The organism is Steroidobacter cummioxidans (genome assembly GCF_003104955.1).
In genome coordinates this window covers 19,057-39,752 of the sequence record NZ_LSRW01000049.1, presented here as the reverse complement: position 1 = coordinate 39,752, position 20,696 = coordinate 19,057, and the positions used below count along the sequence as shown (strand labels likewise).

Genomic DNA, 20,696 nt, shown 5'->3' with positions numbered 1-20,696 from the left:
GTTACTCCGACTCGGGCTTCGCGCCTACCAGCCGCAGCCCGAGCTCGGCGTACAGCTCGGCCATCTTCTCCGCGCTGATCGCCCCATCGGGATTGAACCATTCGGCGACACGAATACACATGTCGCCGAGCGCAATCGAGGCCAGCCGCACGGCGGGCACCCCGCGCGATTGCACCAGCTTGAAATCTCCGCTGCGCTGACCGGCCAGGATGACTCTTTCGAAGATCGCGCGAATTCTTATGCGCCAGGCCTTCACCTGAGACAGGCGCGGCTCGGGCAAGGAGGAATATTCGGAGCTGGCCAGCAAGCTCACCAACCGATGCGCCGCGTGGAAGTGTACGAACGCCTTCACTGCCGCCACGAACTGACTGCGCGGGTCTGGCGCAGCCTGCGCCATCGCCTCCACCATCATCTGCTCGGTCTCGGCGATGGCACGCTCGATGGTGCCGAATAAAACGTCTTCCTTGGTCGCGAAATGGCTATAGAGCGCACCATGCGTGATCCCGCAGGCGTCGGCGATCATGCGAATCGAGGTGGCCTCGAAGCCGTGCCGAAAAAACAGCTCGGTGGCAGCCGCCTCGATCTGCGCCCGCATGTTGGTCCGGCGGCGATCGACCTTGAGTTCCTCAGCCGGGCTGGAGGCCGCTGCGGAGGTCCTGGCAGATTGCGATCGCTTGGCCGGTTTCGCCGTCATGAATTCGTTCGGGTCACCTGGGTGGGATTGCGATATTAAACCCACTCGTCGTGTCGTGGTACAGCGCGCCGCGACGTGCCCGCTCCACCAGATCCGAAGGCGGCGCGAAACGCTCTCCGTAGCGTCGCGCCAGCTCCCTGCAATCGTCGATGAATCGTGCCGGTCCGATCGTGTCGATGAAGGACAGCACACCCCCGGTCCAGGACGGATAGCCGATGCCCAGGATGGCCCCCAGGTCGGCATCGGCCGGTCGATCGATGACACCTTCGGCCACGCAACGCGCGCCCTCCAGTGCCTGGATCACGAGAAAGCGCTGCCGCAACTCTTCGGCCGCCGGCTGCGTCTCGCGCACAGCAAACAAATCCCGCAGGCCCGACCACAGTCGTTTGCGCTCGTTGGCCGGATAGTCATAGAAGCCCGCACCACCGCGGCGACCGACACGACCCTCCTCCCGCACCATCTTGCGGACCACATCGATCGCCGTGAGACGCTGAAACTTCGCGTCGAGACCGTCGGCCACGGCTTGCTCATGGACCTTCAGCTGCAACTCGATGGTCACTTCGTCGCACACCGCCAGCGGACCGACCGGCATGCCCGCCATGCGCGCCGCGTTCTCGATCAGCGCCGGTTCGATGCCTTCCGCCAGCATGGCCATGCCCTCGTCGACATAGCTGCCGAACACGCGGCTGGTGAAGAATCCCGGACTGTCGTTGACCACGATGGGCGTCTTGCGCAGTTGAGCGACCAGATCCAGCGCCTGGGCCAACGTCGCCTCCGAGGTGCGCCGTCCGCGAATGACTTCCACCAACGGCATCTGCTCGACCGGTGAAAAGAAATGCAGACCGATGAATTGCTCCGGACGGGGATGAACCTCCGCGAGACCCGAGATCGGCAAGGTCGAAGTGTTGCTCGCGAAAATCGCGCTCTCGCTCAGCACGGCCACTGCTTTGCGAATCACATCGTGTTTGATGTCTCGATTCTCAAACACTGCCTCGACGACCAGTTCGCAGCCTCGCAGCTGCGCGTACTCGGTCGTAGCAACGATGCGAGCAAGCGTTGCATCCATGCGCTGCTGATTGGTTGCGCCCTTATCCAGTTGCCGCTGCAGCACCTTGACCGAATACGCCTTGCCTCGATCGGCCTGCTCCTGGGTCGCATCGAGCAGCACCACATCGATGCCCGCCGACGCCGCGGCATAGGCGATGCCCGCCCCCATCATGCCGGCGCCGATCACACCGATTTTGACGAACGTCGACTTAGGCACGGCCGAGGGACGATTTGCAAGTTTGTCGGCCGCATCCTTGTTGATGAACATCGTCCGCATCAAGTTGCGGGCGACCGGGTTACACAACAGGGTCGCGATGTACTTGGATTCCAGGCGCAACGCCGTATCGAGCGGCAACTGCGTGCCCTCGAACACGCACGCGAGAATGGCCGGCGGTGCCGGATAATTGCGCTGAGTCGTGCGAGCGATGCGCGACGTGCCCGCCTGAAAAGACTCGATCGCGTGCGGGGCCAGGCATCCCACGCCTCCCGGCACTTTGAAACCTTTCACATCCCAAGGCTGCCTGGCACTGGGATTCGCGAGCACCCATTCGCGCGCTCGCGCAGCCAATTCCTCTGCGGGCGCGATGGCGTGCACGATGCCCAACTCCAATGCCCGCGCTGGTGGTACTGGCGCGCCGGTCAACAGCAGCGGCAAGGCCTGCTGAATTCCGATCAATCTCGGCAGGCGCTGTGTGCCGCCCGCACCCGGCAACAGGCCGACCTTTACTTCAGGTACTCCAACGACTGCCTTGGGATGATCCGACAGCACGCGGTAATGACAGGCGAGCGCCAACTCCAAGCCACCGCCTAACGCAAGCCCGTTGATCGCGGCGGCGAACGGCTTCCCGCACGTTTCGAGTCGACGGAATATGCCGCTCAAACGGGTGCTGCGACCGTACGCCTGCTGCAATGTTTCCTGACCATACACCGACACCAAGGCTTTCAAATCGGCGCCGGCCAAGAAGGCATTCGACTTTGCGGACGTGATCACCGCGCCTTTGATCGACTCGTCCGTGGCGATTTTCTCGATGGCTTCGGCCAGCGCAGCTTCCAACGCTGGCGTCAACACGTTCATGGAACGATCGGCCACATCGATCGACACCACGGCGACACCCGCCGCATCCAACTGCAAACGAATCGTGCTCATGGCTTTCCTCAGAGGCGTTCGATGATGGTGGCGGTGGCCATGCCGGCAGCCGCGCACAATGTGATCAGCGCGGTGTTCGCATCGCGCCGCTCCAGTTCATCCAGCGCCATTCCAAGGATCATCGCGCCCGTCGCTCCCAGGGGATGGCCCAGCGCGATTGATCCGCCGTTCACATTGACGCGCGCCGGGTCGAGGTCGAAATGACGCATGTAGCGCAGCACTACCGACGCAAATGCCTCATTCACTTCGAACAGATCGATATCGCCTATCGACATACCCGCGCGCTTCAGCAGCTTCTCCGTACAAGCCGCTGGGCCTGTGAGCATGATGGCGGGCTCGCTGCCTATCGATGTGAAAGCCCGAACGCGCGCCCGCGGCCGTAGCGACGCTCGCACACCGAATGCCTCGTTGCCGATCAACACTGCGGCTGCGCCGTCGACGATGCCGCTCGAATTGCCGCCGGTGTGAACGTGCCTGATCGCTTCGACCTGCGGATAGCGATACAGCGCGACGGCGTCGTAGCCGTTGCGCTCGCCGATATCGGCGAATGCGGGCTTGAGCTTCGCGAGATCCTCCATGCGAGCCCCTGGCCGCAGATGCTCATCGCGAGCCAGCACGACCTCGCCGAGAATGTCCTTCACTGGCAGAACCGAGCGGCCAAACCAACCCTGTTGCCACGCATGTGCCGCGCGGCGCTGGGATTCGAGTGCGAAGGCATCGACGTCCTCTCGCGAGTAGCCATCCTGAGTCGCGATCAGATCCGCACCGATGCCCTGCGGTGTGTAGTACGTCTTCCAGTTGACTGACGGGTCCGTGTAGCAAGCGCCACCATCCGACGCGATGGGCACGCGCGACATCGACTCCACGCCGCCGGCGACGACAGCCTCGGCTTGACCGGCACCGACCAACGCCGCAGCGAGATTCACCGCCTCGAGCCCGGAGGCACAGAATCGGTTCAGTTGCTGTCCCGGCACGCTCTGCGCATAGTCGGCATTCAGCGCCGCGATCCGAGCGATGTTGCAACCTTGCTCGCCGATCGGCATGACGCAGCCAAGAATCACGTCATCGAGCAGCGCCGTATCGAGCGAATTGCGCTCACGCACGGCATTCAACGTCTGCGTCGCCAGTTGAACCGGAGTGATCTCATGCAACGCGCCGTCGGCGCGGCCCTTGCCGCGCACGGTTCGCACATGATCGTAGATCAGAGCCTGCATGGTCGATGGAGTCCTGCTTGATCGATGACTGGAAGGGGCGGTCACGCGTAAACGAGTTCCTGTCGAATCGCTTGACGCGAGTAAAGAAGAATGCCGGCGGCGACGGCACCAAGTGGCGTCGTGCACAACAGCGAGAATCTCAGCGCTTCGCCCGAGCTGACGCTGGCGGACATCGCATCGCTGATCAGGCCGACCAGCACCGGACCGCAACCCAATCCGATGAGCGTCAGCACCAGCGTTACCGCGGCCACGGCGATGGCCCGGCGATGCGGGCGCACGATCATCTGTACCGCAGCGAATGCAGGACCGAGCCAAAGTGAATTGAGCGCGGTTGCGACCGCAAGCAATCCAAGCGAGAGCCAGACCTGCGCAACGACAAACGCGCCGACTGCAAACGGCCACGCCACCAGCGTGCCGATCGCGGGTAACAAGACGAAATGCCGGCGGGATCGCCGCGAACCGCTGCGAATCTGCGAATCAAGCCGCCCGCCACACGCCGGCAACGCCACCAAATCCCAACACCAGGCCGAAGCGCAAAAACCCCGAAGCCGGTCGAGCGGCAAGCTCGTGGACTCGCAAGAATAAAAAAAACGAAGCCGAAGAAAACGCCGCCTGTCCATAGCCCAGCAACGACAACAGCGACATGCTGATGGCGATACACCACAACGCCCTGCTGCGCGACAGCTCTGCAAGCACAGACAGCATGGACGCCTGCTGATCGGCCGGCAGCGGCTGCTCGCGACGCGGCGGCTCTTTCAACACCCACCACGCAATCACGGCGAGCACCATCCCTGGCACACCAGCGATGAAGAACGCCGCTCGCCAACCGAGACCGTGACCGATCCATCCACCGAGCGCCATTCCGCACAACGTGCCCAATGGCACGCCGAGCGAGTACATCGCCAGAGCGGATGCTCGCCGCTGTGGAGGAAACCAGTCGGAGATCAGCGAATGCGCTGCCGGCGTGCAACCCGATTCCCCCACGGCGACGCCGACCCGGGCCAGCAGCATCTGCGCGAACGACTGCGCAAGGCCGCACAGGCAGGTCATGAAGCTCCAGGCGAACACCGCGATCGAGATGATGCCGGTACGACTGGATCGGTCTGCCAGGCGCGCAATCGGCAGCCCGAGTACGGTGTAGAACAACGCGAAGGAGAACCCCGTCAGCAACCCGAGCTGGGCGTCGCTCAATGCCAGCTCGACTTTGATGGACTCGGCCAGGATGTTGATGATCTGCCGATCGACGAAATTGAGCGTGTAGATGAGGGTCAGCAGCAGCATCGCGCCGCGCGTCTGCCCCGATGCTTTAATAATCATTTGCTTATTTTTAGAGGGCAACCGCGGTGTGTCAAGCGATGGCCGCTGATTCAACGCACCTAGCTACAATCGGCCGGCGCAACGATCTCTGCGCCATCCCTTAATAATCATTCGCTTACTTAACGAAGCAGATGCGGATCGAAACGCAGCACGCGCCCCGATGGCGTGCCCCGTTGGCGTTGCTGCTGCCGATCCGTCGATCATTTTTCGCGGGATCGCGATAATCTACGCACCCTGAACTTCTTCCAGCGCCCTCGCAGGAATCAACGTGCCGCGCACCGTCAAGAAATCATCGGCAACGCCCCAGTCGGCCCGTCGCGCCAAGTCGGCTACGACGTCAGCAAAGCGCCGCCGCGGCCGGCCGGCTCGCGGCAGCGCGGATGAAGTGAACATGCGCGATCAGATCCAGCGCGCCGCGGTCGAGCTGTTCTATGCCCGGGGCTACAACGCCACCTCGACGCGCGATATCGCGCACGCCTGCGGCATTACGTCGGGCGCCGTGTACAACCACTTCGAGTCGAAGGACGAACTGCTGCTCTCCATCATCGAGCAGTCCTATGAGGTGCTGGAACGCGAGCTGTTGAAGGCGGTGCTGGAAGCGGGCGAATCACCCGTTGCCCAGCTGCGTTCCCTCGTGTCCGCACTCGCGAACTACTGTGTCCGCTACAGGCGCCCTGCCCTGGTCGCCTCTCAGGAGTACAAATTTCTCGCGCCGCCTGAGTACCGCACCGTTCGCGCCGCTCGCATACGCCTGCGCAAGATGTTCGAAGAGGTTCTACAGCGCGGTCACCAGCAAGGCTCGTTCAAGTTACCCATGGTCGCGGGTGAGCCCTCGCCGCGACTGGCCGCCGTGGCAATCGGCGACATGTGCATTCGGATCGCAGAATGGTTCCGCGAAGGCGGCACGCTGTCCGCCGAAGAGGCCTGCACGCGTTATGCGGACATGGCCGCAAGCATCGTGCTGGCAACGCCGGAACAGCATCGATGAATCATCGGGCGCTCACCAGCATCACGATGACAATCGTCAACAGTAGCGTGAGCGTCTTCCAGAACACCGAGGGGTTGCGCTCCAGCAGCGGCGGTCGAGTCTTTCGCAAGTATGCTTCGTTCGGATGGCTCAGGTCATATACGAATTCCGAGAGCTCCTGATAGCGTCTGTTCGGATCCGGATGCGTGGCTTTTCTGAGCGTCTCATCGACCCAGACCGGAATGTCACGCTCGTCGTCGAGCAGCGAGCGATAACTCAGTTTGCGTTGTGCGGCCCTGGTGCGCGCGCTGGCGACTTCGGTGCCGAACGGCAGGCGGCCTGAAAGCATCTGATAGGCAATCACGCCGAGTGAAAACAGATCCGAGCGCGAGGTGCCGGCCTCGCCGACAAAATACTCCGGTGCCGTGTACTGCACCGTGCCTTGCGGGAGATTCGACACGGACGATGCGCTCTCGACGATGCCAGCAACGCGCGTCGAGCCGAAATCCATGATCTTCACGGTGCCCGTGGCGTCGATCATGACGTTCTCGGGTCGCAGGTCCTGATGCAGCATCTCCAGGCGATGAAACGCCAGCAATCCTTTGGCGATCTGCTCGACGATACCGCGCACGGCCGGCAGTTTCGGCTTGGGATTGTCGATCATCCACTGTGTCAGCGTCTGGCCATCGATGAACTCGGTGACGGTGTACAGATAGTTTCGCTTGCGAGTTGGCGCGCAGGCGCGCACCACGTGCGGGCTGTCGATGCGGCGCGCGATCCAGTCCTCGAGCAGAAATCTTTCCAGATAGGCCGGATCGCCCCGCAGATCCACCGACGGCGTCTTGATGACCACAGCAGGCGCATCCGAATCGGCCAGATCCGCCGCCAGATACACGTGACTGCGACTGCTGATCCGGAGATCGCGGACGATGCGATAGCCGTCGAACGCCATCCGCGGCGCAAGCTCTGGCGGCAAGGGCAGTTCGCTGAGTCGATGATGAAGCTCGCTGACCTCCGCCTGCGGGATCTCATCGATACGAACCAGCTGCACAGTGAGATTGTCGTCGCTGCCCTGCTGCAATGCCTCGGTGGCAATCATCTTGGCGACGGCGTCGAGATCCTCGGAATGCTCGGACAGGGCGTCGACAATGAACTTCGCAGCAACGTGCTCATGGATGCCGTCGGTGGCCAGAATGAAAACGTCGCCCTGCCCCGCAGCCGTCGCTGAATAGTCGATCTCGAGCTGCGGGTTCACTCCGAGCGCGCGGCCGAGATAGCTTTTCTCACGCGACAGCCAGAGCCGATGATCCTCGGTGAGCTGCTCGAGCAATCGATCGCGCAGTCGATAGATTCGCGCGTCTCCAACGTGAAAGAGGTGCGCCGTCGTGGACTTGATGACCAGCGCGCTCAACGTACACACGTAGCCGCGGTCCTGATCGTATCGATACTGGCTCTGACGCGTTTGCGCGTAGAGCCAGGAGTTGATCGCCATCAGCACCCGCTGCGCCGACTGCCGCACCGACCATGCCGGTGAGGTGCAGTAATAGTCTTCAAGGAAGCCTTTCACTGTCGCCTCGCTGGCGATCTGACTGACATTGCTGCTGCTGACGCCATCGGCCAACGCGACGGCGACGCCTTTAGCGGTCAGTTGCGGCTCGTCCGGAATGCACGCCCCGTGAAAGTCCTGGTTGATCTCCTTGCGGCCCTTATCGGAATACTGCCCCAAGGAGATCTTCAGTCCAGAGGGCAGCATCACAGCCGATTACGCGGCACGCGCGAACGCCTGCTTTTTCGGCGCCGTGCGCAGGTGCGTCGAATACAGCGTCAATCCGGTGAACGACAACCCACCCACCAGATTGCCGATGACCGTCGGGATCTCATTCCAGAGGATGTAATCCATGATCGAGAAATTGCCGCCCATGATCAGCGCCGACGGGAACAGAAACATGTTCACCACCGAGTGCTCGAAGGTCATGGCGAAGAACACCATGATGGGCATCCACATGGCGATCACCTTGCCACTGACGGACGTGGAAATCATGGCGCCGACGACGCCGGTGGAGACCATCCAGTTGCACAGCACGCCTCGAATGAATAGCGTCAACATCCCTGCGGCGCCATATTCCTTATAGCCAAGCGTGCGCGCTTCGCCGATTCCAGAGATGACTTTGCCAACTGCGCTCGGCTCCTGCGAGAAGCCAAACGTGAACACGATCGCCATCATGAACGCGACCGTCACCGCACCGGCCAGGTTGCCCGTGAACACCAGCCCCCAGTTCTTGAGCACTCCGCCAAGCGTCACGCCAGGGCGTTTATCGATCAGCGCGAGCGGCGACAGCACGAACACGCCGGTCAGCAGATCGAAGCCCAGCAGGTAGAGCATGCAGAAGCCGACGGGAAACAGAATCGCGCCGATGATCGGGTAGCCGGTCTGTTGAGTGACCGCAACGGCGAATACGGCGGCCAACGCGAGAATGGCTCCGGCCATGTACGCGCGGATCAACGTATCCCGCGTGGCCATGAACACCTTGGATTCACCCGCATCGACCATCTTGGTCACGAATTCCGACGGTGCCAGATAAGACATGGTTGTTCTATTGCCTCGTGAATGTGAGCAATACCCGATCGGGATCCGGCCCGGGTCGAGTATCAAGCTGCATGGGAGATATGGCTCGCGCAGTGATCGCGCGAATTCAGCGGGAGAGAAGAATGACCCGCTGCGGCAGCAGTGCCTTGCCGACCCGTCGTTGGATCGAACAAGCCTGTGGAGCAAGAGCTATGCCAGCGGCTGGCGTGCGGTCTAGCCGTTACCGAGCCCGCATGAATAGTGATATTGAGCCGCGACGGATGGTTTTTCTAACGACTCATGCACGGCGCTCGTGCGCCGTTCCGGTGCGGCAACCGGGCTCCCTGCCCTTTTCGAGAGCTTCACTCTCGATCAGAGCGAGGTCGAAACCATCGTCGCCAGATTCATCACCGCTCCCGCGACGATGGCCGTCGCCGCGAGGGCACGGAAACCGGAACGCAGTGGGTGCTTGGCGAACATAGTCAATCCAACGAGTGCAATGGAGGTTGGACCAAGACTACCCACACAGCGCGGCGGGCTCTAATCGATTTTCTCCCCCGCAGCCATCGATACCTTCTATGCGGGAGCACAGTGACGCGCTGAACCTTGCGATACAGCTCGCCGATTCGCGCCAGACTCGCTCAGCATCGTAAGATCGAATTTCTCGCCGGCTCGAAGGATGCGCCGATGCCCACGCTCAGCAATCACGTTCAGTTCGCCCTCGTAGCACTGGCCATGGTGCTCACCCCGGGACCGAACATGATCTATCTGGTGTCACGTGCCATCTGTCAGGGCCGGATGGCAGGACTCATTTCGCTGGGCGGCATCGCGCTGGGCTTCACGGTGTATCTGCTGTGCGCGGCGGCAGGCATCACGGCAATCTTCATGTCGGTGCCACTTGCGTACGATGCGCTTCGTATCGCCGGTGCGATCTATCTGCTCTATCTGGCCTGGCAGGCGCTCAAGCCAGGTGGCCGTTCGCCGTTTCAGGTGCGTGATCTGCCAGAAGACAGTCCACGGCGTCTGTTCGGGATGGGACTGTTCACCAGCCTGCTGAACCCCAAGATCGCGATGCTGTATGTCTCGCTGCTGCCCCAATTCATCCAGCCCGAGCACGGCAGCGTATGGGTTCAGTCGCTGGTGCTGGGACTGACCCAGATCACGATCAGCGTGAGCGTGAACGCACTGATCGTGTTCATGGCAGGCAGCGTCGCCCTCTTCTTCGCCGCACGACCCTCCTGGCAGGTCGTGCAACGATGGGTCATGGGCACGGTGCTGGCTGGCCTTGCCGTGCGGATGGCAGTGGAATCACGCCGCTAGTGCGTGCACACCTTGGGACGATTGAAGTCCACGTGCTTGAAGATGAGCAGCTTGCGCTCCCAGAAGCTCGCGTGAGTGAACGCGCCCAATGACTGGGCCGTCGCCTGCTCGTAGCGAACGCCGTTGAGCTCGTAAGTCACCCAGGCCTCGGGCTTCTTTCTGAGGCGCTCCTTGAGCGAGAACATCACCAGCCCCAGGTTGCGGTCGGCGTAGCGTTGCAGATCCGGGTCCGACGACGCTTTGATCATCGCAACCTCGTTCTGGTACGGAAACAGCGCCAGCGGCTGCGTGATCAGCAAATGATTCGAAACGCCCGCCTCCGTATGCAGATTGCTGAACATGGCGATCGACGCCTCGGTGCGCAACCCGATGTAAGGCGCCGTGCAGAGGATGAAGAGCGCTCCGGGTACCGCGTACAGCCACAGCGGCCGACGCGGCCCGACTGTGCCACGCCATGGCAGATGATTGATCGCCGCCTCCGACAGCAGCAGCATCGCGACGCCTCCATACACGACCCACATCAGCACCCAGACCGACTGATAGGCGTGCGAGGGCGCAACGCTCGTCTGACGGCCGAACACCCAGAGAACGCAAACGAGCGACACCACCGCGCCGATCACGACACCAAAGGGCAACACCTGGCCGAGCGCGCCAAAGCGCTCACGCAGCAGACGGAACAGTCGCGCGCAGCGGTTATAGAACCGCTCGCTGACCTCACGCGGTACCGACAGAATATAGAGCGCGAACACCAGGCTCGAAAAATCCATGTACCAGGAGTACACGGAGATCGGGATGACGAAATGAAACATCAGTGCCAGCAGCAGGCCGACCGCAAACCACCGTTTCCAATACAACGACACGATGGCGATGGCCTCGACGATGAACGTACTCCAGATCGCCAGGTACTTGCCGGTGAGACTGTTCTGCAATCCGAAGCCATCGGCCAGCGGCACATACAACGCGACCGCGCAGCTGACGCGCGGATCGAGAAAGTCCGTGTTGATCTTATGGAAGATGCCGTAGAAGTACATGATGGCCAGCAGCGCCCGCGCCACCACCCGCATGTTCTCGTAAACGTTCTCTCGCATTTGCGCCGTGTTGCCAAAGCGGAGCACGGCATGCGCGCAGATCAGGAGAATCCCCGCGTTCATGAACGCGGTAATCATCTTGTTGTTGCCGGCGACGGGCATGGCGATCGCGTACCGCGTCAGCATCACGCCCGCGAGGAGCACCAGCAGAGGCGTCCAGCGAGGACGCCAAATCAATAGGAGTGCAATCGAGATCGCCGCCCAACTGATGAGCCCTAGCAGTGGGCCATCACGGAACAGCAGCATGGTGCGATCGCCGGCGAGGCTGAAAATGGCCGCGGCCGCCCAGACGGGCGAGAACGCGATCAGACCATGGGCAGCGACCCGGTCGGTCGCATGACTCATCGATGGCCGCAGCTGTCGCCAGAAACTGCCCCAGAAACCCTCAACGGAACGATCGGCGTGAGCGCTCATGCTCCTAAGTCCCCTTCCTCTATTCTCAGTTTGTATCAAGCTCGAGCGCAGCTTGGAGTCCGGCCGAGTGTGCCAGCCGACCTACTGGAGCGCCACTGTCACCGACCGGCGCCAACGCTGCCAGCAAAGATCGCAAGGCTGAAGCGAAAATCGTGCCGACTTGGATTGGCGTCGTTGCTGAGTGTTAATGAATGTCACGAGCCGTTGCAGTACTATTGCCCGCGAGCCTGGGAGGTAACAAAGCATGCTCACACGCAGGAGATTGACGCTTTATTTTCTGTCCGCGCTGGCGCTCGCCGGTGCATACGATGCCTTGCGTAACCTGCCCGTGCTGAGCGGTTGTAATTTCTACTCCGAGTGCCCGGACAATTCTTCCATGCCGGCCGGCTTCGGCGACTGATGGAACCCTCGCCGAACTGGCTGCTCTACGACGGCGAGTGCCCTTTTTGCTCGCGCTACGTCGTTCACGTCCGCCTACGTGAGGCGGTCGGGCACGTCATGCTGGCGAACGCGCGCGAGCATCCGGCACTGGTCGAAGAGGTGCGCCGGCTCGGTTATGACGTCGATGAAGGCATGGTGCTGAAACTGGATGGCCGCTATTACCATGGCGCCGACTGCGTCCATGCTCTGGCGCTACTGACCACGTCCGCCGGCTGGTTCAATCGAATCAACTCGCTTGCGTTTCGTTCACGAGCTTTTTCGCGCTTCGCTTATCCCATCCTGCGCGCGGGTAGAAACGTCACATTGAAGCTGCTGGGCCGCTCGCGACTGCAACCCAGCCCCGCTCCCACCGACAGCTGACCTCAGCGGATTGCCGCCGACAGCTCCAAGCCCGGCACGTTGTGGAGCTTGCCGATCTCCTGATTGGTGATGGCCACGAATTCTCGTGCGGCCGGCGACAGATGATGCCAATGCCGGAATGCCCAGCCGATCGATACGGACGGCAAGTCCGTGATGGGCACCGCCTTCACCGAGCCGCTGCGCTCGAAGTTGTATGCGTGCACGGCCGGCACGATGGCCTGCCCCAACCCCAACTCGACAAACAGCTTGGCGGTGTCGAAATCGTCAAAGACCACCTCGGCCTTCAACTCGACGCCTCGCTGTGCCGCCGCGTGCTCGATGGCGCTGTGATGCGTCGTGCCGCCCGCCAGCCCCAGGTAACGGATGCCCTTGAGATCCTGCAGACGCAACTTGCGACGGCGCGACAACTCGTCGTCCTTGATGGTCAATAGAAACATCCGCTGTTTGGCGATGGTCTTCTCGTTGATGCCGCGCGCCGGCTCACCGGTCGTGACGAAACCGAGATCCGCCTGATTCAGGCGCAGGATCTCGAAACAGCGCCGGGTCGAGCTGGCTGGCAGAAATCGCAGGTTGACGCCTGGGTGTTCTTTTCTGAATCTCACTACCGCATGACGCATGAAGTGACGCACGGTCGTGCCGCCGGTGGTGATGGTCAGCATATCGGACTCGCCGTGCTGTAACGCTCGCACCCGTTGCAGCCCGACTTCGATCGCATCCAAGCCTTCGAGCGCGAAGTCCTTGAGGATCTTGCCCGCGGCCGTGGGCTGCACGCCACGCGCATGCCGTTCGAACAATCGAATGCCGAGCTCGGCTTCGAGCCGCGCGATGTGCTGGCTGATGGAGGATTGAGTTCGCTGCAGCTCACGCGCCAGCGAGCTCATGCTGCCGGCCTCGCAGGCCGCGACCAGGATGCGGAGATCTTCGAGCGTCATGGGCACATATAAGCATTTCCTTGGGTCGATGCAAAGAACCTTAGCGTTGACTAATGTCCGGCCAGATGGAATGGTGACCGCGCTGAAACTGGGGAGTACGCTGTGAAGGGCCAAAGACTTTCGACCACCGACATCGTCGCGATGAAGCGCCGTGGCGAGCGCATCGCCATGCTGACCGCCTACGACTACACGTCGGCGCAGATGATCGATGCCGCCGGCGTGCCGACCATCCTGGTCGGAGACACCGTGGGCATGGTCGTGCAGGGCCAGGACACGACGCTGCCGGTGACCCTGGATCAGATCATCTACCACTCGCAGATGGTCGCTCGCGGCGCGCAGCGGGCGCTGCTGGTGGGCGATATGCCCTTCATGACCTATCAGGTAACCATCGAGGACGCCCTACGCAATTCGGCGCGTCTGCTGACCGAGGGCAAGGTCGGTGCCGTGAAGATCGAAGGGGGCGTGTCGATCGCGCCGACCATCGAGCGACTGGTCAGCGCCGGTATTCCCGTGTGCGGGCATCTCGGCTTTACGCCGCAATCCACTCACGCGATGGGTGGCCCGCGCATTCAGGGCAAAGAACCCTCCGCCGCCGCTTCCCTCGTCGCCGATGCCAAGGCGCTCGAGGCTGCCGGTGCGTTCGCGATCGTGCTGGAACTGGTACCCGCGTCGGTGGCTCAGGAGATTTCCCAGCGCGTATCGATTCCCACCATCGGTATCGGCGCCGGGCCGCACTGTGACGGCGAGGTCCAGGTGTTCCACGACCTGTTCGGCCTGTACACGGACTTCAAGCCGCGCCACACCCGTCGCTATCTGAATGTGGCGCACGACGTGACCGCCGCCGCCCGGCAGTTCGTCCGGGATGTGTCCGAAGGGACGTTCCCGGGCGCGGAGCAAACCTCGGATCTGGGCCCGGAAGCCAAAGAGCGCTTCCGAGCCCTGCTGACCGCCTGATCGCCTAGCGCACGAGCTCCTTGCCTTCCCACACCGTGCGCTCCGGCGCGCGCGGATCGTTCACGACCTTCGACTGCGCATCGAAAATCATCGTGGCGCGATTCCGCGCGTCGTAGGTGGGCCAGTTCGGCAAGCCCGCGTGATTCGGGTTGCCGGTGCGAGCGAAGGCAATCCACGCCTCGCTCATTGCGTCCTCGACGGCTTTCGCGCCCGGCCGTGCCTTGGGACTCGCCGTTGCATTGCTGAACACGAAGGCGATCTCGGAGCCATGCGCCGCCTTCAACGGCGATGACTCGAAATCAAAGCTATACACGTACACGGGCGATACCTTGGACGCCGATTCGGCGAGTCGCACCGTGCCAATGTGAAAGCGGTTGCTGCGCACCGCGACCATCAAATCCCATGGCGATGCCTGGGGACGCGACTGCTTGTAAGCAGCGATCAAGGCATCGGTGTTCGCACCGTAGTCGCGCAGCAGATCCTCACGAAGCTGCGCATCGGTCATCTTGCCGATCAATGGATGCTCGCGTGCGTACAGCGCATGCTCGTCCTTGTTCGAGCCGACCATGACGGGTATGCCTCGCGCGCTCGCAGCGGCTTCGGGTTCGAACATGTTCGTGGGCAAGTAGCTGCCATCAACCACAGGTCCGAAATCCGGCGTCGTGCGGCCTGAAGTTGTCACCGCGGCGAGCAGCTCGTCCATTGGCACGGCCTGAAGCTCGGCCACCGTTTTGACGCCCAGCTTTTGCATCACTGTCTGCGCGTTCTTGTTCGCCATGTCGGCAGGCATGCCGCGCGTGCGAGCGCCGCTTTGAATGATGCCTCGCTGGAACAGCCCCTTGGCCGACGGGACACCGAGCAGTGTCGACACCTTCACGCCACCGCCGGACTCACCGAAGATCGTCACGTTGCCAGGATCGCCACCGAACGCTGCGACGTTGTCTCGGACCCATTCGAGCGCAAGCTGCATGTCCTGCACGCCCACATTGCCCGAAGTAGCGAATTCTTTGCCGCCGACATCGGCAAGGTGCAGGTAGCCGAACACATTCAAGCGATGATTGATGGTCACGACGACCACATCACCCCGCTTGGCGAGCCTGGCGCCGTCGTAGAGCGGCTCGGAGCCCGCGCCAGCATAGAAGCCGCGGCCGTGCAGCCACACCATCACCGGCCGTTTACCGTTGCCGTCGATGGCAGGCGTCCAGACGTTCAGCACGAGGCAGTCTTCGCTGGGTGACAACAACTCGCCCGGTGTGGTCGTGAGACGCCCCGGATCACCGGCTTGCGGACAAATCGATCCGAACTTCACCGCGTTCTTCACGCCCTGCCACTTCGCAACGCGTTTCGGCGCTTTGAATCGCGCGGTTCCCGCCGTTGACTGGCCGTAATGCACGCCTTTGAACACATACACGACAGGATCTTGCAGTTGCGTGCCACGCAGGCGTCCTTCCTTGGTAGCAACGATCGGCTCATCAGCGTGAGCCGCGCTGAAGCACAACCACGCGCTCGCGAGCATCCCGAGCCAATGCCAGTTTCTCATGTGCAACTCCCCTTTGTGGGATCGATCAGAGCTTCATTGCTGCTTGCATGGCCGTACGTCGCGACCCGAACGGGTCGTTCACCATGGCACTGGAGTCATTGAGCACCAGGGTTGCGCGCTGTGCCGCTGTGTAGGGCGTCCACGTCGGCAGCTTCGACGTGTTCGGATCGCCGGTGCGGGCGAATGCGATCCAGGCGTCGGCCATCTTGTCGGCCAACGCCGCAGCACGCGGACCGCCACCAGTAAATCGCGCTGACCGCTCGGTGTTGTCGAACACGAAAGCGATTTCCAGCGCATGGGGCGACTTCAATCGGCCGCCCAGCACCGGCGTTTCCCACGTGAAGTAGTAACAATGCACCGGCGCCTTGCCGAGCGCTGCGCGACGCTCGGCGATCGTCATCTGTGGCGCGCAGTAACGCTGATCGCTAATCATCAGAAAGAACAACTCGGCGGGAGTAGCCGTCGGCTCGGCCTTGCGGTAAGCCTCGAGCACCGATTCGGCCTGATCTCCGAGCAGCCCGCGCGCCCGCGTCTGCAATCCAGCCTCATCGAGATTGAACGCCGCCATATCGCCGGCGAGCTGCAACGTCATCTCCGTGCGGTTCGTGCCAATGATCATGGGCACGTCTGCCATCAACGCCGACGCCTGCGGATGAAACGGATGCTGAGGCAAGACCGCGCCATCGACGACGGGCGCGAAGCCAGTCGTCGTATGACTCAGTTGCTGCTTGCGGCTGATCGAATAGAACGCACCGATCGTCTTGTCGATCGGCACCTCCTGCAGCTTGCGAGGATTGGTGCGTGAGATCTGCAGTTCAGCTAGCAAAGCCTCGGTCGCCTTGGCCGCGTCCTCCTGCGAGACGACTTTGATCGTCGGCCCACTCTGATTGACCGCGGCATGAAACAAGCCCTTGGCCTCGGGCATCGCCAGCAACGTGCCGACTTTGCGGCCGCCGCCCGACTCGCCAAAGATCATCACGCGATTCGGATCGCCACCGAAGTTCTCGATGTTGTCGCGGACCCAGCGCAGCGCCTGAACGATATCCAGCATGCCGACGTTGCCGGTGTTCGCGAACTCGCTCCCGCCCATCCCGGCCAGATAGGTAAAGCCGAACACGTTCAGGCGGTGATTGATCGTGACGACTACCACGTCGCCTCGCTTGACGAGATTGGTGCCGTCATAGCCCGGCGCGGAGCCCGAGCCTGCGGAGAAGCCGCCGCCGTGGATCCAGAACATCACAGGACGCTTGCCCCCATCGCGCAAGCCTCGCGTCCACACATTGAGCACCAGGCAGTCTTCGCTCTCCGGTCGATCGCTCAGCTCACCGATCAGCGCAGCGGGTCCGCCAGTGGCGGCTTGTTTACCAGGCTCTCGTTGCGGAGTACTCGGACCGTAATCGAGCGCGTCGCGCACGCCTTTCCACGGTACGGCCGGCCGAGGTGGGAGGAAACGATTGCGTCCGCCGGTCGGCGCGCCATAGGGCACGCCCTTGAACACGTGCACGCCTTCGTGACTGAGGCCTTTGATCCTGCCGGCCGTGGTTTCGGCGACGGGCTCAGTGGCGGCGAAGACCCGCGCAGTCTGCAACACTCCGGCGGTCACCACCGCCCCCAAACCGCTCGCAATGACTTCACGGCGCGAGTACTTGCCGACCATAGTCCCCCTCGATCAGGCATTCATTAGTGTGCGACCATACTAACCCTGCGCACCGGCGTGGCCAGTGCCAACAATGCAAAGAAAAGTGTCTTGACCCGATATGCCGCTGCCCAAACGCGCGATCGCCGCCAGCTTCCTGCCTGATCGATATCGTTACTGGTACTCGCTGAGCAAACTGGCGATGGATCCGCTGTACGAAGCCGTACCCGGTGCATTCGCTGACGAGCGCGAGCCGCTGCTCGATCTGGGATGCGGAATTGGTTTGTTATTGCATTGTCTGCGCGCCCGCGGTCGCGAATTTCCATATGTCGGCGTCGACACCGACGCCGTGAAAATCGATGCCGCCCGCGCGGCTTCGGCGCGCGGCGGGCATGCCAGTGCCGACTTTCAGGTATGTGACTTGAGCGTGCAGTTCCCGAAGCACGAGGGCAGCGTCGCTTTGCTGGATGTTCTTCAGTATTTGCCCCAGCAAGCGCAGGGAACGCTGCTGTCGCAAGCAGCCCAGTGCGTCAGCAGGCACGGCCAGCTGGTGATTCGCACGGGGCTTGCCGATGGCACGTGGCGCGGGACGCTGACGCGCGCCACCGATCGCTTCGGTCATTTGGTCGGCTGGATGAAAACATCCTTCAAGTCGCAGCCCTCGGCACAAGAGCTGCGGGCCGTGCTCCAGCGACATGGCCTGCAGGCGGAGTTCAAGCCGCTGTGGGGGCGCACGCCCTTCAACAATTGGCTGGTAATCGCGCGGCGCCCGACGAGCGCCGCGGCTTGAGAGATCCTCTCAAGGAAAGATCTCGATTTCCTTGATGCCGTAGTTGCTCGCAGTCGTGCCACGCTTGGTCATGAACACGCGGATGAAGCGTCCCACACCCGCCAGGCCGCGGATGTCGTCGACACCACCGTTGCCCGCGGTTGTCTTGTAAATCGTCTCCCACACGTTGGTACTCACTTGCGTCTGGATGGCGTACTCGGCCGCATAGGCTGAATCCCAGGTGATACGCACGCGCGAAATCGAATAGCGCTGACCGAGATCCACATAGATCCCTTGTTTATCGCCGCCGCCGATACGGCTGCGCCACGCGGTCGATGTGCTGCCGTCGGTGACCATGGCACCGTTGAATGCGCTGCTCTCGACCGACCCCGGATAAGCCTTCCGACCCAAGGCGAGATTGCGCGGCGAATCTACCGCTGCGAGCATCGCGCCAAACTCCTTCCAACCCGTGGCTTCGAGCGGACGCGCGTCGCTTAGAAAGGTCTGTTTATCCGGACCCGAGGCTTCCGGCCAGATCTCGATAACCTCCAACTCCAGGCCCCGAGCCACCGCTGCGGCCAGACGCTCGCCGAGATAAATCGGATAGTCGCCTTCGTCGGCAGGTCCGCCACCATTGCGAGTCACACCGGCGTTGCCGGTGCCCGTCTCGGACAACCCGAAACGTTTGCCATGCGCCAGCGAGAAGTCGATGGCCGCAGGCAAGCCCCAACCACGCGTCGGATTCCAGTAGTCAGCTGCCGGATAATCCCAGATCACGCGCCGGTTCTCGGGATTCTCGAGCCAGTCGGCGAGTGAAACATTCTGACCGCTGCTCCAGTCGTGATACGCAGTCTTGTCGCGCGAGCGGGTTGGATTCCAGATCGGGCTGTAGTGCGTCGGCGCGATGATGTCGACGTAACTATCGCCCGGATAACTGCTCTCCTCGCTCACCCCGTAGTTCGCATAGACCGCCGACGGACTCCACATGGTCTCGATGACCATGCCGTTGGCACTCGCATAGGCGTGCGCCAGATCGGCGACGTGACGCCAGGCCTCGATGTAAGCAGCGCGCGTCGCTTCGCTGCGCACCTGCCAGCCATACCAGTTGCCGTTCTGTTCCCAGCCGATGCGCAAATAGATCTTGCGAAAGCCGGTGTTCTTGAATGCATCGAAAATCGCCGGCCAGACGCGATAGCGGCCCACGCCGTCCTCGTCGTACTTTCCTGCAGCGACATCTCTCATCATCGCGACTGCCGCACTTTCGCTGTACACGCCGCGATGGGGATGACCCTCGGGCAGATTCAGCTGATACGCCGTGGGATCGTCTGTAAGACCCACGCTGACGATCGGAATCAAATCGGGCCGACCAGCGGCGTCGAGCCGGTTGAGATATTCCACCGAGCACAGCTGCGCCAGATTGCCCGCCGCCCATGCAGCGTTGTTACGCCATTTGGGCTCGTATGTGCCATCGCTCCAGATCGGCTCGCGATAATCGACGAATACATTGGTGGAATTTGGCGTCTGTTGCACCTTGCTGACGAAGGCGCGATAGGCCGGCGCCGCGGTCGCGGGCGTCGCCTCACCAACAAAAAATCCGAGTTTGTCGTACTGCTGCGCATGGGCCGCCACTGCACCCATCGTCATCCACAATCCCAGCAACCGTGCCGCTACTCTCAAGGTCATCTCCTTCGGTGCCGGCCCGTGGACTGATCCACGGGTCCGTTTCCTGTGACGACCCAGTATTGGCGCTAAGAAAGATGATATCGATGAGCGCGACTGCCAACGTCGCAGCAGCGTTTTCCTTGCATCCCCTAATTTAGCGAGTGCACCACGATCGTGCGTCAGGCCTCGGGAGCCGCAGCTGCGTTGGGCTCGGCAGCGTCAGCGGTATTTTTTGCATGCTGCTCCATCCACACGCGCAACGATTTGGGACGCATGTCGGTCCAGACCTTGCCGACGTAGTCGAGACAGGTCTTTTTGTCGCCCGCAACGCCCGTATCGCTCCAGCCGCGAGGAATCTCCATGCCATCCAGCCACAGGGAATATTGCTCTTCCTCGTTGACCACCACGCGAAACTTGCCGTTCTCGTCGTCAAACCCACCAGCCATGGCGCGCTCCTTCATAGTCGATGCGATAGGCCGCGCGATGCTAACGAGAGATGCCGCCGATGACCGCTGCGAATACGTAGTCGCGACTGGACGGCAGCCACCCGCTCGGCGAGAACCCTGCGATTCGCTGGCTGGCAAGGCCCTACGGCGTTTCGACGTCCGATCGAAGCGTTACACGTCTG

19 protein-coding genes are annotated in these 20,696 nt (G+C 62.1%); 6 read left to right on the top strand and 13 right to left on the bottom strand.

Annotated features, from left to right (window positions below; all coding sequences use genetic code 11):
* Position 1 precedes the first annotated feature (1 nt).
* Genes D0550_RS22385 through D0550_RS22365 form a run of 5 tightly spaced genes read right to left on the bottom strand, consistent with a single transcriptional unit; the run spans position 2 to position 5,419 of the window.
* Positions 2-694: a TetR/AcrR family transcriptional regulator gene (locus D0550_RS22385; protein ID WP_116811413.1), complete on the bottom strand. Its 693-nt coding sequence runs from the start codon at positions 692-694 to the stop codon at positions 2-4.
* A gap of 13 nt (positions 695-707) precedes the next feature.
* Positions 708-2,888, bottom strand: coding sequence for an FAD-dependent oxidoreductase (locus tag D0550_RS22380; protein WP_116811412.1), 2,181 nt, complete (start codon positions 2,886-2,888; stop codon positions 708-710).
* 8 nt (positions 2,889-2,896) lie between these two features.
* A complete protein-coding gene (locus D0550_RS22375; RefSeq protein ID WP_116811411.1) occupies positions 2,897-4,102 on the bottom strand; it encodes an acetyl-CoA C-acetyltransferase in 1,206 nt (401 codons plus the stop codon).
* Positions 4,103-4,143: 41 nt separating this feature from the next.
* Entirely contained in the window at positions 4,144-4,533 is a 390-nt protein-coding gene (locus D0550_RS22370; RefSeq protein WP_153067273.1) for an MFS transporter, read from the bottom strand.
* Between the two features lie 46 nt (positions 4,534-4,579).
* A complete protein-coding gene (locus D0550_RS22365; RefSeq protein ID WP_116811409.1) occupies positions 4,580-5,419 on the bottom strand; it encodes a spinster family MFS transporter in 840 nt (279 codons plus the stop codon).
* Between the two features lie 268 nt (positions 5,420-5,687).
* On the opposite strand from D0550_RS22365, the gene D0550_RS22360 reads away from it, so the two are divergent.
* A complete protein-coding gene (locus D0550_RS22360; RefSeq protein WP_153067272.1) occupies positions 5,688-6,407 on the top strand; it encodes a TetR/AcrR family transcriptional regulator in 720 nt (239 codons plus the stop codon).
* Position 6,408: 1 nt separating this feature from the next.
* Here the strand turns inward: D0550_RS22360 and D0550_RS22355 are convergent, their stop codons facing one another.
* Together D0550_RS22355 and D0550_RS22350 are read right to left on the bottom strand one after the other, a co-directional pair.
* A complete protein-coding gene (locus tag D0550_RS22355; RefSeq protein WP_116811407.1) occupies positions 6,409-8,139 on the bottom strand; it encodes a bifunctional protein-serine/threonine kinase/phosphatase in 1,731 nt (576 codons plus the stop codon).
* A 9-nt stretch (positions 8,140-8,148) separates the two neighbouring features.
* Complete coding sequence (locus D0550_RS22350; protein ID WP_116811406.1) at positions 8,149-8,973, bottom strand: formate/nitrite transporter family protein; 825 nt, start codon at positions 8,971-8,973, stop codon at positions 8,149-8,151.
* A 666-nt stretch (positions 8,974-9,639) separates the two neighbouring features.
* Here D0550_RS22350 and D0550_RS22345 point away from each other — a divergent pair.
* On the top strand, positions 9,640-10,272 hold the full coding sequence (locus tag D0550_RS22345) for a LysE family translocator (RefSeq protein WP_116811452.1): 633 nt from the start codon (positions 9,640-9,642) through the stop codon (positions 10,270-10,272).
* Here D0550_RS22345 and D0550_RS22340 read toward each other — a convergent pair.
* Positions 10,269-11,774, bottom strand: coding sequence for a hypothetical protein (locus D0550_RS22340; RefSeq protein WP_206606465.1), 1,506 nt, complete (start codon positions 11,772-11,774; stop codon positions 10,269-10,271). The genes D0550_RS22345 and D0550_RS22340 overlap by 4 nt on opposite strands.
* Positions 11,775-12,018: 244 nt before the next feature.
* Here D0550_RS22340 and D0550_RS34975 point away from each other — a divergent pair, with 244 nt between their 5' ends.
* Together D0550_RS34975 and D0550_RS22335 are read left to right on the top strand one after the other, a co-directional pair.
* Complete coding sequence (locus tag D0550_RS34975; RefSeq protein ID WP_161965984.1) at positions 12,019-12,174, top strand: hypothetical protein; 156 nt, start codon at positions 12,019-12,021, stop codon at positions 12,172-12,174.
* Positions 12,174-12,575, top strand: coding sequence for a DCC1-like thiol-disulfide oxidoreductase family protein (locus D0550_RS22335; protein ID WP_116811405.1), 402 nt, complete (start codon positions 12,174-12,176; stop codon positions 12,573-12,575). Before D0550_RS34975 ends, D0550_RS22335 begins: the two co-directional genes overlap by 1 nt.
* 2 nt (positions 12,576-12,577) lie before the next feature.
* Here the strand turns inward: D0550_RS22335 and D0550_RS22330 are convergent, their stop codons facing one another.
* Positions 12,578-13,507, bottom strand: a complete 930-nt coding sequence (locus tag D0550_RS22330; protein WP_116811404.1) for a LysR family transcriptional regulator — start codon at positions 13,505-13,507, stop codon at positions 12,578-12,580.
* Between the two features lie 102 nt (positions 13,508-13,609).
* Here D0550_RS22330 and panB point away from each other — a divergent pair, with 102 nt between their 5' ends.
* Positions 13,610-14,461, top strand: coding sequence for a 3-methyl-2-oxobutanoate hydroxymethyltransferase (gene panB, locus D0550_RS22325; RefSeq protein ID WP_206606464.1), 852 nt, complete (start codon positions 13,610-13,612; stop codon positions 14,459-14,461).
* A 4-nt stretch (positions 14,462-14,465) separates the two neighbouring features.
* On the opposite strand, the gene D0550_RS22320 is transcribed toward panB, so the two are convergent.
* Together D0550_RS22320 and D0550_RS22315 are read right to left on the bottom strand one after the other, a co-directional pair.
* Positions 14,466-16,001, bottom strand: coding sequence for a carboxylesterase/lipase family protein (locus D0550_RS22320; protein ID WP_116811402.1), 1,536 nt, complete (start codon positions 15,999-16,001; stop codon positions 14,466-14,468).
* 25 nt (positions 16,002-16,026) lie between these two features.
* Positions 16,027-17,658, bottom strand: a complete 1,632-nt coding sequence (locus tag D0550_RS22315) for a carboxylesterase/lipase family protein (protein WP_116811401.1) — start codon at positions 17,656-17,658, stop codon at positions 16,027-16,029.
* 100 nt (positions 17,659-17,758) lie between these two features.
* Here D0550_RS22315 and D0550_RS22310 point away from each other — a divergent pair, with 100 nt between their 5' ends.
* A complete protein-coding gene (locus D0550_RS22310; protein ID WP_116811400.1) occupies positions 17,759-18,427 on the top strand; it encodes a class I SAM-dependent methyltransferase in 669 nt (222 codons plus the stop codon).
* Positions 18,428-18,436: 9 nt separating this feature from the next.
* Here the strand turns inward: D0550_RS22310 and D0550_RS22305 are convergent, their stop codons facing one another.
* Complete coding sequence (locus tag D0550_RS22305) at positions 18,437-20,083, bottom strand: galactose-binding domain-containing protein (protein ID WP_161965983.1); 1,647 nt, start codon at positions 20,081-20,083, stop codon at positions 18,437-18,439.
* Positions 20,084-20,247: 164 nt separating this feature from the next.
* Positions 20,248-20,514 carry an MbtH family protein gene (locus tag D0550_RS22300; protein WP_116811450.1) on the bottom strand — a complete coding sequence of 89 codons (267 nt, stop codon included), beginning with the start codon at positions 20,512-20,514 and terminating at the stop codon, positions 20,248-20,250.
* Positions 20,515-20,696: the final 182 nt, after the last annotated feature.

Coding starts and splice junctions, on each gene's coding strand:
- D0550_RS22385 (WP_116811413.1), bottom strand. CDS start 694: ATGACGGCGAAACCGGCCAAGCGATCGCAATCTGCCAGGACCTCCGCA.
- D0550_RS22380 (WP_116811412.1), bottom strand. CDS start 2,888: ATGAGCACGATTCGTTTGCAGTTGGATGCGGCGGGTGTCGCCGTGGTG.
- D0550_RS22375 (WP_116811411.1), bottom strand. CDS start 4,102: ATGCAGGCTCTGATCTACGATCATGTGCGAACCGTGCGCGGCAAGGGC.
- D0550_RS22365 (WP_116811409.1), bottom strand. CDS start 5,419: ATGATTATTAAAGCATCGGGGCAGACGCGCGGCGCGATGCTGCTGCTG.
- D0550_RS22355 (WP_116811407.1), bottom strand. CDS start 8,139: ATGCTGCCCTCTGGACTGAAGATCTCCTTGGGGCAGTATTCCGATAAG.
- D0550_RS22350 (WP_116811406.1), bottom strand. CDS start 8,973: ATGTCTTATCTGGCACCGTCGGAATTCGTGACCAAGATGGTCGATGCG.
- D0550_RS22345 (WP_116811452.1), top strand. CDS start 9,640: ATGCCCACGCTCAGCAATCACGTTCAGTTCGCCCTCGTAGCACTGGCC.
- D0550_RS22340 (WP_206606465.1), bottom strand. CDS start 11,774: ATGAGCGCTCACGCCGATCGTTCCGTTGAGGGTTTCTGGGGCAGTTTC.
- D0550_RS34975 (WP_161965984.1), top strand. CDS start 12,019: ATGCTCACACGCAGGAGATTGACGCTTTATTTTCTGTCCGCGCTGGCG.
- D0550_RS22335 (WP_116811405.1), top strand. CDS start 12,174: ATGGAACCCTCGCCGAACTGGCTGCTCTACGACGGCGAGTGCCCTTTT.
- D0550_RS22330 (WP_116811404.1), bottom strand. CDS start 13,507: ATGACGCTCGAAGATCTCCGCATCCTGGTCGCGGCCTGCGAGGCCGGC.
- D0550_RS22320 (WP_116811402.1), bottom strand. CDS start 16,001: ATGAGAAACTGGCATTGGCTCGGGATGCTCGCGAGCGCGTGGTTGTGC.
- D0550_RS22315 (WP_116811401.1), bottom strand. CDS start 17,658: ATGGTCGGCAAGTACTCGCGCCGTGAAGTCATTGCGAGCGGTTTGGGG.
- D0550_RS22310 (WP_116811400.1), top strand. CDS start 17,759: ATGCCGCTGCCCAAACGCGCGATCGCCGCCAGCTTCCTGCCTGATCGA.
- D0550_RS22300 (WP_116811450.1), bottom strand. CDS start 20,514: ATGGCTGGTGGGTTTGACGACGAGAACGGCAAGTTTCGCGTGGTGGTC.